This is a genomic window from Desmonostoc muscorum LEGE 12446, from assembly GCF_015207005.2.
GTDB lineage: Bacteria > Cyanobacteriota > Cyanobacteriia > Cyanobacteriales > Nostocaceae > Nostoc > Nostoc muscorum.
In genome coordinates this window covers 7,739,796-7,753,745 of the sequence record NZ_JADEXS020000001.1, presented here as the reverse complement: position 1 = coordinate 7,753,745, position 13,950 = coordinate 7,739,796, and the positions used below count along the sequence as shown (strand labels likewise).

Annotated in this window: 9 protein-coding genes and 1 pseudogene; 8 read left to right on the top strand and 2 right to left on the bottom strand. The window is 43.6% G+C overall.

Features of this window, described 5'->3' with window-relative positions:
- Positions 1-252: 252 nt before the first annotated feature.
- Positions 253-522 (bottom strand): hypothetical protein, encoded by a 270-nt coding sequence (locus IQ276_RS31860; RefSeq protein ID WP_193918844.1) that lies wholly within the window; start codon positions 520-522, stop codon positions 253-255.
- A gap of 77 nt (positions 523-599) precedes the next feature.
- Here IQ276_RS31860 and IQ276_RS31855 point away from each other — a divergent pair, with 77 nt between their 5' ends.
- On the top strand, positions 600-2,378 hold the full coding sequence (locus IQ276_RS31855) for an SWIM zinc finger family protein (RefSeq protein ID WP_193918842.1): 1,779 nt from the start codon (positions 600-602) through the stop codon (positions 2,376-2,378).
- A gap of 11 nt (positions 2,379-2,389) precedes the next feature.
- Here IQ276_RS31855 and IQ276_RS31850 read toward each other — a convergent pair.
- Positions 2,390-2,976: pseudogene (locus IQ276_RS31850) on the bottom strand (RNA-guided endonuclease InsQ/TnpB family protein); the annotation flags it as partial.
- Between the two features lie 449 nt (positions 2,977-3,425).
- Here IQ276_RS31850 and IQ276_RS31845 point away from each other — a divergent pair.
- The 7 genes from IQ276_RS31845 to IQ276_RS31815 all read left to right on the top strand — a co-directional run bounded on the left by IQ276_RS31845 (position 3,426) and on the right by IQ276_RS31815 (position 13,841).
- Positions 3,426-5,225, top strand: coding sequence for a diguanylate cyclase domain-containing protein (locus tag IQ276_RS31845; RefSeq protein WP_193918840.1), 1,800 nt, complete (start codon positions 3,426-3,428; stop codon positions 5,223-5,225).
- Between the two features lie 462 nt (positions 5,226-5,687).
- Positions 5,688-7,775, top strand: coding sequence for an elongation factor G (locus tag IQ276_RS31840; RefSeq protein WP_235116143.1), 2,088 nt, complete (start codon positions 5,688-5,690; stop codon positions 7,773-7,775).
- 292 nt (positions 7,776-8,067) lie between these two features.
- Positions 8,068-9,921, top strand: coding sequence for a response regulator (locus tag IQ276_RS31835; RefSeq protein WP_193922380.1), 1,854 nt, complete (start codon positions 8,068-8,070; stop codon positions 9,919-9,921).
- Positions 9,918-11,525, top strand: coding sequence for a DUF4118 domain-containing protein (locus IQ276_RS31830; RefSeq protein ID WP_193922378.1), 1,608 nt, complete (start codon positions 9,918-9,920; stop codon positions 11,523-11,525). The genes IQ276_RS31835 and IQ276_RS31830 overlap by 4 nt, the downstream gene beginning before the upstream one ends.
- 65 nt (positions 11,526-11,590) lie before the next feature.
- Complete coding sequence (locus IQ276_RS31825; protein ID WP_235115308.1) at positions 11,591-12,445, top strand: IS5 family transposase; 855 nt, start codon at positions 11,591-11,593, stop codon at positions 12,443-12,445.
- A 20-nt stretch (positions 12,446-12,465) separates the two neighbouring features.
- A complete protein-coding gene (locus IQ276_RS31820) occupies positions 12,466-13,440 on the top strand; it encodes a sensor histidine kinase (protein ID WP_235116142.1) in 975 nt (324 codons plus the stop codon).
- A gap of 20 nt (positions 13,441-13,460) precedes the next feature.
- Positions 13,461-13,841, top strand: coding sequence for a response regulator (locus tag IQ276_RS31815; protein WP_193925599.1), 381 nt, complete (start codon positions 13,461-13,463; stop codon positions 13,839-13,841).
- Positions 13,842-13,950 lie beyond the last annotated feature (109 nt).

Genomic DNA, 13,950 nt, shown 5'->3' with positions numbered 1-13,950 from the left:
GAGTAGGAAAAAGTACTTCGTAAGTGTACGGATTTTTTTCAGAAATCAAATATGAGTCCTATACCAATTCAATTAATAATTGCGACACATCCTTGGGTGAAGACGCGATGAATCGCGTCTCTACAAATGATCGATTTGTCGCATTCTTTTTTCAAATTGCTATAGGACTTATGCAATAACTCTCTAAAACTCTTATTTCTCGGTGTCTTCTGCGTCTTCTGCGGGAAGCTGCTTCGCGTCTACGATTTTCCGTTACCCATGCGTAAGTCCTATGACATGAAAAACAGCTTTTGCGACATGAAAAGCAGCTTTTGTGACATGAAAAGCAGCTTTTGTGACATGAAAAGCAGCTTTTGTGACATGAAAAGCAGCTTTTGCGACATGAAAAGCAGCTTTTGTGACATGAAAAGCAGCTTTTGCGACATGAAAAGCAGCTTTTGCGACATGAAAAGCAGCTTTTGCGACATAAAAAGCAGCTTTTGTCCCTTTTTTGGAAGGGAAGGTTCTGTCTAATTCATCCACAGTTATGATTCTTTACAGTGCGTTAGTTTAAGACCTAAGCTGGATTTATCCAGAGGATTTACGCAGGCGATCGCCCGATGTCTATTCCCCAAATTAGTGAGTTTACTATCCGCCGTCATGCCAACGCCAAATCTTTCCAGCGGGGCGAGGCATACTATGAAGCTGGTGCTGTTAATGCTATCACCCAACGTGGCGATCTGCTTCAGGCAGATGTTGTGGGCAGTGAAGCCATACCTTATCATGTCAGCTTGAATTTCGATAGCAGTGGATTGACTTCTGTTAACTGCACCTGTGCCTACAACTTTGATGGGTGGTGCAAACATATTGTGGCAACGATGCTCGTGTGTGCGCGTCACTCAGAACATATTGAGCAGCGTCCTACCCTAGAAGAATTACTCGATCGCCTGGATCATATCCAAACTCAAAGGCTAGTGCAAGATTTGGTAGCAGAATACCCGCCACTAATTGAGGCGATTGACCGTCGTGTTAGCTGGATGATTGCTCCTGTTGCCCAAGAAAAAAGTATAAAATCTTTACGGCGCAGTACTATCGATCCGGCTCCCTTTCGCCGGCAAGTGCAGCAGATTCTCCGAGAAGCTGTGCGGTATTTCGAGGAGGGTTACGAAGAAGACCCAATTGTTGAAGAATTGCTAAGTGTAGTGGAAACTGCTCTAGATTTTAGCGAACGGGGAGAGGGTGAAAATGCGATCGCTATTTTAGAAGCGATTACCTCTACCTGCGTGGAAAATTGGGACGATGTTGCAGAATATGGTGCTGACAATGATGAAATTGTCCAAGAATTAAATCAGGCTTGGTGTGAAGCAATTCTCGCCGCCAACCTCACCCCAGAGGAAAAAGTCGATATTCAAATAAATTTAGAAGCATGGCAAGATGAATGGAACGCTGACTTTACCATGATTATGGAGGCTTTACGCCAAGGCTGGGATTATCCACCCCTGGTGCAAGTTCTCCAAGGTGATATCACCGAAAGAGGAGCTTGGGAAGAAGATGTGCCAGACTATGCAGATGATTTGGCACTAATCCGCCTAAAAATTCTCGAACGTCAGGAACGTTACCAAGAATACCTGTATTTGGCTGAAGCGGAAGGGCAAACCGAGCAATATCTGACAATGCTGGGGCGTTTAGGCAGAGTAGAAGAAGCAATTGATGCTGCTCAAACTCAGATGAACTCAATGGCAGAAGCCTTTGCCCTAGCAAAAACACTCGTAAGCGTTCAGGGAGCATTACAGCAAGCACTAGATATCGCCCAGAGTGGATTAAATTTACCAGGTAATTGTCAGTACGAGTTGGGAATTTGGACAAGTGATTTAGCTGTTGAATTGGGTAATGGTGAAGCTGCTTTATTAGCAATCAAAGCGGCTTTCCAAGTCAAGCCCTCGTTTTTTGACTACCAAAAGATGCAAGAATTAGCTGGCGAAAACTGGGAAAGTCTCAAAACAGATTTGCTGAAAATCATCCGCAGTTATAGTGGTTGGGGAACAGAACCAGCCAAAGTGGATATTTTATTGCACGAGGGATTAATTGATGATGCAATTGCGATCGTTAGTGAACTTAGTTCTTATGATTCTGAGTTGATTCACCGAGTCATGGACGCTGCGATCGCTCATAATCCTGGCTGGGTAATTGCCAACGCCCGTAGCCGTGCTGAAAAAATTATGGATGCAGGTAAAGCAGAATACTACTACTACGCCGTGGAATGGCTAAAAAAAGCACGTACTGCCTACTTGGAATCTAGCAGAAAGGCTGACTGGTTAAGCTATCGAGAAAATTTGATGCAAAGGCATGGTCGTAAGCGTAAATTGATGGCAATGTTTAACCAAAGGGGCATGGATTGACACTCCCCGCTCTAAAGAGACGGGGATTCTTTAATCAAAGACATGACTTGCTCATCCAGGATTACTCCAACATGAGTTGTGGTCACATCTCCTAAAGCGTTGCTTGCGTCTAGCGCAAAGGTTCCGATATGCCCTACCGTACCCAATCCCCGACTAAGGATATTTCTAGCTGCGTTTTCATCGCGATCCATGATACAACCGCACTTACAGACGTGCGTCCTAGTGGATAATGTTTTCTTAACAATGACACCGCAACTAGAGCAAACAGCGCTTGTATATTGCGGGTTAACCGCAACCGTGACACGCTTAAATACCTTACCAAAGTACTCAACCCATACACGAAACTGATACCAAGATGCGTCATTAATGAACTTGGCTAAACAATGATTTTTCACCATATTTTTAATCCTCAAATCTTCATGGGCTATCAAGTCGTTAGACTGAACTACGCACCGTGCTAATTTCACAGCATGGTGCAATACGATTGCCTACTTATTTTGAGGTGGCGATGAGCTAAAAAAGTCTTAGCTTTGCCCTTGTTCTTTGAACCTTTTACTCTTCTAGAAACACGACGCCCAAGACGCTTGAGAACTTTTTCACTAATTACAACAATCTGATTATCTCATTGGCAAAATTTACTAGGACTTACGCATTGACAGGAAAGACAAAATATGAGTAGTTTGAAAAACTACATCTGTCGTAGGGGCACAGCAATGCTGTGCCCCTACAGCGCAGGTCTATTTACCATCAAAAAATGATTAGTAAAAACCTGTAACTACGTATTTACGTTGATTCACAAGATGAGTATTTTGTACAGTGCGTAAGTCCTATTTACGTATTTTTAACTTGTTCGGAATGGGTCTAGAATACTAATAAACAGCAAGTATTATGCTTGGTATTTTAATTGAATCTTTTAACACAATAATTTGTCGCAGAGTTAGACTTAAAGAAAGCTTTGGTATAAGTTAATATCAAGTCAAAATAATTACCTCAGTATACCGTTTATTCCCTTTTTTTATACGTCAAATAATTTAAATTCTGCTTTTTATGTTAGAAAAATTTTTACATAACATCACCAAAGTATCTGCTGATTTATTTTGTAAACTTTTAGGACAGCCTAGTGTTAGTGATTTAAAAGCTCAATTGCATGACAAAAATGTTCAAATTCACCAACTAGAAGACCAAGAAAGGGCGCTTTATAGAGTCATTAGCAAAATCCGAGCTTCTCTGGAGTTAGAAACAATTTTTCGTACAGCCACTAAAGAAACTTGTAAGTTACTCCGCGTTGAGCGGATTGCCGTCTATCGTTTCCATAATGACTGGGGTGGAGAATTTGTCAACGACTTTGAGTTTGCAGAGCCTGGATGGGATGATGTAGATACATTAGGAAAAAATACAGTTTGGAATGACTCTTATCTACAAGAACATCAAGGTGGACGTTATCGTAATAATGAAACTTTGGTAGTTTCAGATGTCTACTCAGCAGGCTTGTCTCAATGCCATTTAGAAATTTTAGAACAGTTCCATATTCGAGCTTATGCAACTGCACCAATTTTTGTGGGAAAAAAACTGTGGGGAGTACTTGCTGCTTATCAGCACTCACAGCCACATGAATGGAAAAAATTAGAAATACAATTTCTGTCTCAGATTGCAACACAGTTAGGATTTGCAGTCAAACAAGCAGAATTGTTAGCTCACGCAGAACAAAAAGCAGCAGAACTGCATAAAGCCAATCAGCAGGAGGAGATTCTGTTTAATTTAGTCGCTGAAATTCGTGAATCTCTGAATTTAGGCACTTTGTTTAAGACAACTGTACGAGAAGTTCGTAAAGCTCTCCGTGCAGATCGCGTCGGGATATTTCGATTTGATCCTGAATCGAACTATACTTATGGTGAATTTGTCTCCGAGAATGTATTGCCTGATTGCGATTCGGTGATTGGCATAAAAGTGAAGGATCATTGTTTTGCTGAAAAATATGCAGTTCCTTATCACCAAGGGCGTATACAGGTATTATCAAATGTTTATCAAGCTGGGATAAAAGATTGTCACCTTGCAGTGCTAGAGCAATTTCAAATCAAGGCGCAAATCGTTGTACCCCTAATGAAAGGAAAAACTTTATGGGGATTACTATGTGTTCATCAGTGCCGTGGCTCACGCGACTGGAAAACGTTGGAAATTAAATTTATCCGACAATTAGCAGGTCAGTTTAATGTGGCTTTAGAACATTCAGGATTATTACAGCAGTCCCGCTTTCAAGCTAATCAATTGATTCAAGCGAATCATGCTTTAGGAGTGGCAAATTCTCAGTTAGAAAAACTTAGTAAGCTAGATGGTCTAACCAAAATAGCTAACCGTCGTTGTTTTGATGAATTTTTAGAGCGGGAATGGAATCGACTGAAACAAACTGGGAATTATTTATCTTTAATTTTATTGGATATTGACTATTTTAAAGATTATAACGATTATTATGGACACCTAGCAGGGGATGAATGCTTAATACAAGTTGCTCGTGCAGCACAAACTGTATTAAAACGTCCTACGGATCTACTAGCTCGTTATGGTGGCGAAGAATTTATTGTCCTTTTGCCCAATACAAACGAATTAGGCGCTATTAAAGTAACTAAGTTGATTCATCACTCTATTGAAAAATTAAAGATTTCTCATACGAAAAAGAATAGCTTTCAAGATTTTGTCACCGTCAGTTTAGGTGTGGCGACTCAAATACCAACAGCTAAAAGTTCTGCTCAAGAGTTAGTTGATGCAGCCGATAAAGCTTTGTATAAAGCTAAAGAACAAGGACGCAATCGGTGGGTTTGTGCTGCAAAACTCAAAGAGGTTGATTGTTAACTGTTGACCGCGCCAATTTTAGATTTTAGATTTTAGATTATTTCGGCTTATGCCCCGATGCCACTTGCTTTATGCAGGGTTTCCCGTCCACCCCAGTGGCTCCCCCTTGTGGGCGGAATAAATCCAAAATTTAAAATTCTTGCATCCCTAAGCCCCGTACCGCAAGTAGCGCGGGGTCAATCCAAAAGACGCTCGTTGCGCAACGAGCGTCTCCCCTTCTCCCAAAGGGAGAGGCTAGCGCCAAGGGAGATGACTCGCTTGCCGCCAGCGCTATCGTAAATCTAAAATCCAAAATTCGTTGACTCTTAACCGTCAACAGTCAACAGTCAACGTGAAATCCCATCCCCTTTTAGCGGTGGGATGAGTTTAACAGCCTTTTCTTTTTACAGTACTACATATATAATACAAAATATATCACCGCTGAGGTGGTGACTGTTTGTTGCTTAAACAAAAGGAAATTTTATGATTCCCCGAGAACGCGTCCGCAATATTGGTATTTCTGCCCACATCGACTCTGGTAAAACTACGCTATCAGAGCGAATTCTCTTCTACACAGGCAGAATCCATGCTATTGAGGAGGTGAAGGGAGGCGGCAAGGGTGCAACGATGGATTTTATGCCGGAGGAAAAGCTACATGGTATTACCATTACCTCGGCTGCGACAACCTGTCAGTGGCACGATACTCAAATCAATTTAATTGATACACCAGGACATGTTGATTTCACCATTGAAGTAGAGCGTGCCCTGCGGGTACTGGATGGGGCAGTGATGGTGTTGTGTGCCGTGGCGGGTGTGCAATCCCAGTCCATCACAGTGGATCGGCAGATGAAACGCTACCGTGTGCCGCGTTTGGCATTCATCAACAAGATGGATCGCATGGGTGCAAATCCGTTTCGTGTAGTACAGGCAATCCGCGATCGCCTACAATTAAACGCTGTCTTGCTGCAATATCCCATCGGTAGTGAAGACCAATTCCAAGGTGTAATTGACCTGGTGGAAATGACCGCTCACTACTTTGGGGGTGAAAACGGGGAAAATTGGGTAAAACAGCCAATTCCCGACACTCTGGTAGAGGAGGCACAACAAGCACGCGAGAAGTTGCTAGATGCTTTGTCGCTGTTCTCTGAACCGATGACGGAAATGTTGTTGTCAGGTAAGGAGATTCCCCAAGAACTGATTTGGCAAACCATCCGCCAAGCAACCTTGAGTCTGGAACTGACACCGGTACTGCTGGGTTCAGCATTCAAAAACAAAGGAGTGCAAAATCTGTTGGATGCGATCGCTCTTTATCTACCATCTCCGGTGGATAGGGGCTGGGGACTAGGGACTGGGGACTGGGGACTAGGGGATAAAGGGACAAGGGAAATAACCAATCCCCAATCCCCAATACCCAATCCCCAATCCCCAGTACCCAATACCCAATCCCTAATCCCTAACCCGGATGCTTCCTTGGTGGCTTTGGCATTCAAACTCACCGTTGAGTCCTTCGGACAGTTGACCTACACTCGTATTTACTCTGGGACATTAAAGGCGGGTGATACCGTCTATAACTCCCGTACAGAACAACGGGTGCAAATCGGTCGCTTGGTGAGAATGCACGCCAACAAGCGCGAAGAGGTGAAAGTTGCAGTTGCTGGGGATATTGTTGCTCTCTTGGGTGTAGATTGTGCCTCTGGCGATACATTTTGTACCGGAGAAACACTAGTATCTCTGGAAAGGATGTATGTGCCAGAACCAGTGATTACACTGGCAATTACGCCCAAAAAACAGGAAGATAGCGATCGCCTTTCCAAAGCACTCAACCGCTTTCAACGGGAAGACCCCACCTTCCGCTTGACCATCGACCCGGAATCAGGAGCAACCCTAATTTCTGGGATGGGTGAACTACACCTGGAAATTTACCTAGAGCGGATTCAACGGGAATACAATGCTGAAGTTTATGTTGGTACTCCCGCCGTGGCGTACCGGGAAACCATTGGACAAAAAGCTAGCTTTGACTACCGATTCAAAAAACAATCAGGTGGCCCTGGTCAGTATGCTCATGTTAATGGGTGGATTGAACCGACAGATGAGCCATTTGTTTTTGAGAATCGGGTAGTTGGGGGTGCGATTCCCAGAGAGTACATCCCTGCTTGTGAGAAGGGTTTCCGGGAGGCGATGGAATCAGGAAAGCTATCAGGCTATCCGGTGACCGGGGTGAAAGTCATTTTGGAGGGGGGTTCCTATCACCCCATTGACTCTTCAGAATTGGCGTTTCGGTCGGCTTCCCATCAAGCACTTGAAAGTGCGATCGCCAAAGCCAAACCCCACATCCTCGAACCCATTATGCTTGTAGAAGTGGAAACACCAAACGACTTCATGGGAAGGGTTCAAGGTGACCTCTCATCCCGTCGAGGTTTGCTGTTGGGTTCCGAGACAATGCAAGGATATTCAGTGATTCGGGCAGAAGTACCGCTGGCGCGAATGTTTGGGTATTCTACAGAATTGCGATCGCTCACTTCTGGGATGGCTACCTTTTCAATGGAATTTGCCTGCTATAAACAGTCATGAATTGACATTCGCAATTAGCATTTTGAAGTAGTTTACAGCGTTTTTCATCTATTTGAACCACAATCCCCGGTAGGGTAGCACAGCGGTGCTACCCTACAACGTGGTCTATTTAGGGGCACAGCAGTGCTGTGCCCCTACACCGAGGGTCTATGTACTATTAAAAAAGCAAAATTTAAATTAACTTATTGTAAAGTTTGTAACAATATATTAAAATCATACAGCAGTTTGACCATGCAGATAATATGCGCTCTGATCGCGAAGATGTCATAAGCATCTTCTTTAGATACAACTTATGAAAATCTTGTTGGTAGAGGATGATGTATTACTGAGTACAGCACTCTTCGAGTTGTTGAGTGCAAATCGTTATACTATCGACATAGCAAGCAATGGACAAGCTGGATTAGAGCTAGCGATATCGACTGAATATGAGTTGATATTGCTGGACTGGCTAATTCCAAAACTAGATGGCATTACCTTGTGTCGGCAACTGCGATCGCAAGGCTATCGTAAATCTATTCTCTTGCTAACAGGGAAAAATTCTAATGCAGATATTGTGGCAGGGTTAGATGCCGGAGCAGATGATTACGTCATCAAGCCATTCGATCCAGAAGCATTACTAGCAAGAATTCGCTCTTTATTACGACGCAATGAGGCAATCTCATCATCCACTTTAACCTGGGGAAATGTCTGTTTAGATCCAAATGCGGGCAGAGTAACTTGTAATGAGCAGGAAATTCTCCTCACAGCAACAGAATATAAACTGCTGGAGTTATTTTTGCAAAACCCAGATCGGATCTTTAGTCGTGCAGTAATTCTAGATCGGCTTTGGGGATTTGGGGATGCACCGACTGAAAATGCAGTGACGACTCATATTAAAGACTTGCGAAAGAAACTGAAAACAGCAGGGCTAGCAGAAGAATTTCTAGAAACCGTATATGGCATGGGCTATCGCATCAAGCCTGCACCTCATCGCTCCATCTCTGTTGGGGAAAAGAATCAAGATGGAAAGAAAAAACCCATCCCCAAAGATATGACTTCTGTAAATCGTGTGCTGGAGCGATTTCGGAATTCCTTTGCCGGACAGGTTATAGTGCTGGAACAGGCAAAAACTGCACTCTTAGCAGGGAATTTAAATGAAGATTTACAACAACATGCATTGCGTGAAGCCCATAAGCTAGCAGGTTCGATGGGGTCGTTCGGTTATCCAGAGGGTTCGCGGCTAGCACGGAAAATAGAGCATTTCCTACTTGAAGATTTCTCTCTATCTCCAGATCAAATCTCTGATTTTTCGCAACTGGTAACAGCATTACAGCAAGAGTTAACCAAGCCTGCTGTCACTTCCACCGCTCAAAACTTACCGATGAACCAAACTTATCGTCTGTTAGTCATCGATGATGATGTGATGCTGACGGAGCGGTTGCAGGCAGAAGCCGACTCATGGGGTATCAGGATGAAGGTTGCACCAAACTTAGCAACAGCCCGATCGCTTTTTTCCTTAAAAACTCCTGACGCTGTTTTACTGGATTTGAGTTTTCCGACAACAGAGGAAGACGGATTAATATTATTGAGCGAGATAGTAGAGCGATCGCCAAATATCCCAGTAATTGTTTTTACAGGACGAGATACTCTGGCAGATCGGCTGGCAGTATCGCGTTTAGGAGCTAGACAATTTTTGCATAAACCGGCGACAACCGAGCAGATTTTTCAGGCGATCGCTCGTGTCTTACCTCAACCTAAAACTTCCGAAGCCAAAGTTTTAATCGTAGATGATGACCCTGTAATGCTCGCTGGATTATCGGCGTTGCTAACTCCTTGGGGGCTGGAAGTAACAACTCTCTCCCAATCACAGCAATTTTGGCAGGTGCTAATTGCAACATCTCCAAATTTAATCGTGCTAGATTTAGAAATGCCAATAGTTAACGGCTTAGAGTTATGTCAAGTCGTGCGACAGGATGCCCAATGGGGAGATTTACCTATTTTAGTAGTTACATCTCATACTGAAGCAGAATTCCTTCAGCAAGCTTTTGCTGCCGGAGCCGATGATTTTATCAGCAAGCCAGTGCTAGGACCAGAACTTGTGACACGGGTACTGAGCCGGATTCAAAGAACGCGCTGGCGCCCTCAGGCATGGAGAAGTAAAGAATGATCGGAAATTATCGGCGATTATTAAAGTACGGTGTTGCTATTGGCTTAACTGCCATCGCCCTGGTGCTGTCACTCTGGCTAGAACTGCTGATTTCTCGAACCATTGGTGCATTTTTCTACATAGCTATCATCGCAAGTACTTGGTATGGTGGCTTTCGACCAGGGATCGTTACAGTTGTCCTTTCCACACTGGCAATTGATTATTTCTTGATTCCCCCTCGATATCAACTGGGGATTAATCAACCAGAAGATGTATTGCGGCTAGGACTTTTCCTACTGGTTGCCTTGATAATTAACCTGGTCACTGGCAATCTTCAGTACAGCAGAAAGAAGATTCAACAACTCAATCAACAATTATCTCAGGAAAATGCCGAGCAATTGCGGATGACTCTTGACGAGCGCAAGCGCGGCAAAGCCGAACGCAAACAAACACAAGAAACGCTGCAACAGCAATTTGAACAACAGCGTTTAGTGATGGAGATGAGTCAGCGTATCCGGCGATCGCTCAATTTACAAGATATCTTGCAAACCACTGTCGATGAAGTGCGGCATTTTCTGAAGTGCGATCGCGTCACTATCTTCCAATTTTATCCAGGTTGGGGTGGAACGATTGTTGTTGAGTCTGTTGCACCGGAATGGATGGCTCTTTTACCACTCCAGATTTACGACCCTTGCATTGGTGAAGAAAACGTCGAACCCTTTAAACAAGGCCTAGTCACTGCGAAAACTGATATTTATACTGCCGGAATTAGTCCCTGTCACGTTGAATTTTTGGAAAGTCTCCAGGTAAGGGCAAATCTCGTCGTTCCTGTTTCCTTGGGAGATGAATTGTGGGGATTACTGGCGGCTCATCAATGTGCGGCTCCTCGTGAGTGGCAATCTTCAGAAATTACTCTGTTGCGGCAGTTAGGAGCGCAAGTAAGCATTGCTATCCAGCAAGCAGCTTTGTTCAAACAGTTACAGATAGAACTAACGGAGCGCAAACAGGCAGAAATTGACCTACAACAACTAAATGCCGAACTTGAACAACGGGTGCAAGAACGCACTGCACAACTGACAGAGACGAACGATCGCCTGCAAAAAACAGTGATAGAGCAGCAACAAACCCAACTCACACTTTTAGAACAAGCGCAAATGCTAGAGCTTCAGGCCGTAATCACCCGCAATATGGGGGAAGGCATTTGCTTGGTGAGAATAGATAATGCAATCATTATCTATGCCAATCCTAAATTTGAGCAGATGTTTGGCTATGACTCTAGTGAACTAAACGGTCAGCACGTTTCGATTGTCAACTATGTCACAAAATCGGTAACTACTGAAGATGTCAATCAAGGCACTTTTTCTGCCCTCTTACAAAATACCGAAGCTACCTACGAAGTCCAGAATCTTAAAAAAGACGGTACACCATTTTGGTGTAGTGTGACGACTTCTGTATTCAGACATCCCGACTACGGCGACGTTCTGGTTGCAGTTCACCAAGATATCACTCAGCGCAAAGGCATTCAAGAAGCTTTACGCGAGAGCGAAGAAAAGTTTCGTCAGCTGGCAGAAAACATCCAAGCAGTATTTTGGATGACTGATATTCAAAATCAGCAAGTTCTATAGAACCCATTTGACATCTTGTGAGGTTTTGAATTAAGGTACTCCTCAGCATCTAAAATCCAATACTAATGGCGTATTCCAGCAACCTCACTGATGCAGAATGGGAAATTTTTGAACCCTTATTGCAAGAGATATTACCGACTAAGAAGCAGACTCGACCGACCAACTGGCCAAAGCGAGATATCTTCAATGGAATTCTCTATCAACTAAAAAATGGATGCAATTGGCAAGACTTACCTAAAGACCTCCCCCCTTATTCCACTGTATATTGGCACTACAAACAGTGGCGAGCAGCCGGGGTATTTGAGGAACTGATGAGTGTCTTACATGGACAAGTGCGTGAACAGGTAAAAAAAAAACCGCACTGGACGACATTGATCATCATTGACTCCCAAGCAGTGAAAAATACCTGCAACGCCAGTGTGGAGTCGAAAGGTTTTTGCTTCTACAAAGCCACCAACGGTATTAAAAGGCATTTGGCTATTGACACCCTTGGGTTTCCCTTTTTTACGCTCTGTACTCGCGCCAATGTCTCGGATGATGCCGGATTAATTGAGATGTTTACTCTCAACATCGACTACTTCAAGTCAAAACCTATCGATATTCCCAAGATTACTATCCTGCTAGATCATGGGTATCACCCAGAATATTTGACTCAGGAGTTAGAGCGAATTTACCCAGAGATCATGACCAAAATTCAGTTTCAACTTTCTACGAAACCCTCAAAACAAGAGAAAGCGGCACAAGGAAAATCTGGATTTGTTCCGGCAATAGCTAGATGGGTGATCGAACGCTCCAATGCTTGGATGGAGCGCTGTAAAATTCTGGTTAAGAACTTTGAACGAACCCTGGTTAGTGCCACTGCCAAACTCAATATCTGCTTCATCAGGCTAATGATTAAGAGGCTTGCAGCACCTTCTTAGATGTCAAATGGGTTCTATATGTGAGCAATGCATACCAAACCATCTGGCAAAAAAGTTGTGAGGACTTGTATCACAACTATTCAGATTGGTTAGATGCAATTCACCCAGAAGATCGCCAGGGCGTCGAACTTGAACTCATTGAACAGATGAAAACAGGGCAATACGATAAAAAATATCGCATTATCCGGCCTGATGGCTCAATCCGTTGGATTCGCGATCGCGCATTTCCAATCAAAAATGAATTAGGCGAGGTAGTTCGGATTGCTGGTATTGCCGAAGATATCACTGAACTAGAGCAGATTAACCTGATGAAGAGTGAGTTTATTGGCATTGTTAGTCACGAACTCCGCACTCCCTTAACTGCAATTCGCGCCGCACTGGGCTTACTACAAACTGGTATCTACGACAAAAAACCAGACAAATTCAAGCGGATGATTGAGATTGCAGCCATCGACAGCGATCGCTTAGTGCGTCTAGTCAACGATATTCTCGATTTGGAACGCTTAGAATCGGATCGAGCTGTCTTAGAAAAAACCACCTGCAATGCCGCTGATTTAATTCAACAAGCAGTAGCAGGAGTGCAGGCGATCGCCAATCAGCAAAATATTACCTTTAAGATCCACCCCAGCAATGCTCAAGTTTGGGCGGCTGCTGATGCCATTGTGCAAACACTCACCAATTTGTTAGGTAATGCGATTAAATTTTCACCTGCCGATTCTACTATTACCCTGAGTGTCCAACAGCAAACAGACCGCGTACTTTTCCAGATCGCGGATCAAGGACGAGGTATCCCAGCAGATAAGTTAGAAGCAATCTTTGGAAGATTTCAGCAAGTAGATGCCTCTGATTCTCGCACCAAAGGCGGCACAGGCTTGGGATTGGCAATCTGTCGTAGTATTATTGATCAGCACGGTGGGCAAATCTGGGTTGAGAGTACTGTTAGTGTCGGCAGCACGTTTTTCTTCACTCTGCCATTGCCGGGAAAAAGGGAGTAGGGAGTAGGGAGTGTGGGTCAATGATTACCAGACAAGTATTAATTGTGGATGATGAAGAACGAATCCGCGAATTAGTACAAGCTTGTTTAGAAGATTTGGGAGGATGGGACACCCTGACAGCTGCATCAGGGGAAGAAGGACTGAAAATCGCCCAGACAAAACCCATTGATGCGATTCTACTTGATGTGTCTATGCCTGATATTGACGGCTTTGCAGTATACGAAAAACTTCAGGAAAATTCTGTAACCCAAAGGATTCCAGTGATTTTGTTAACAGCGAAAGTCCAAGGGAGCGATCGTGCCCGTTTCGCCCAGATGGGAATTGCCGGGATTATTACCAAACCCTTTGAACCCACCTCTATTTGCGACGAAGTTACTAAAATTTTGGGGTGGGACGATTAATTTTTAAGATTTGTAACAAAGCCTATATCTTTATTAGTTTTTTATTTTTGTAATCTATATTTTTTGTTTGGAGATAAAAATAATTTATCTCACTGCAAAAGTGTATTAA

What these genes read in the sequence shown, in the direction of transcription:
- IQ276_RS31855 (WP_193918842.1), top strand. Translation starts at nt 600, where the DNA reads ATGTCTATTCCCCAAATTAGTGAGTTTACTATCCGCCGTCATGCCAAC.
- IQ276_RS31845 (WP_193918840.1), top strand. Translation starts at nt 3,426, where the DNA reads ATGTTAGAAAAATTTTTACATAACATCACCAAAGTATCTGCTGATTTA.
- IQ276_RS31840 (WP_235116143.1), top strand. Translation starts at nt 5,688, where the DNA reads ATGATTCCCCGAGAACGCGTCCGCAATATTGGTATTTCTGCCCACATC.
- IQ276_RS31835 (WP_193922380.1), top strand. Translation starts at nt 8,068, where the DNA reads ATGAAAATCTTGTTGGTAGAGGATGATGTATTACTGAGTACAGCACTC.
- IQ276_RS31830 (WP_193922378.1), top strand. Translation starts at nt 9,918, where the DNA reads ATGATCGGAAATTATCGGCGATTATTAAAGTACGGTGTTGCTATTGGC.
- IQ276_RS31825 (WP_235115308.1), top strand. Translation starts at nt 11,591, where the DNA reads ATGGCGTATTCCAGCAACCTCACTGATGCAGAATGGGAAATTTTTGAA.
- IQ276_RS31815 (WP_193925599.1), top strand. Translation starts at nt 13,461, where the DNA reads ATGATTACCAGACAAGTATTAATTGTGGATGATGAAGAACGAATCCGC.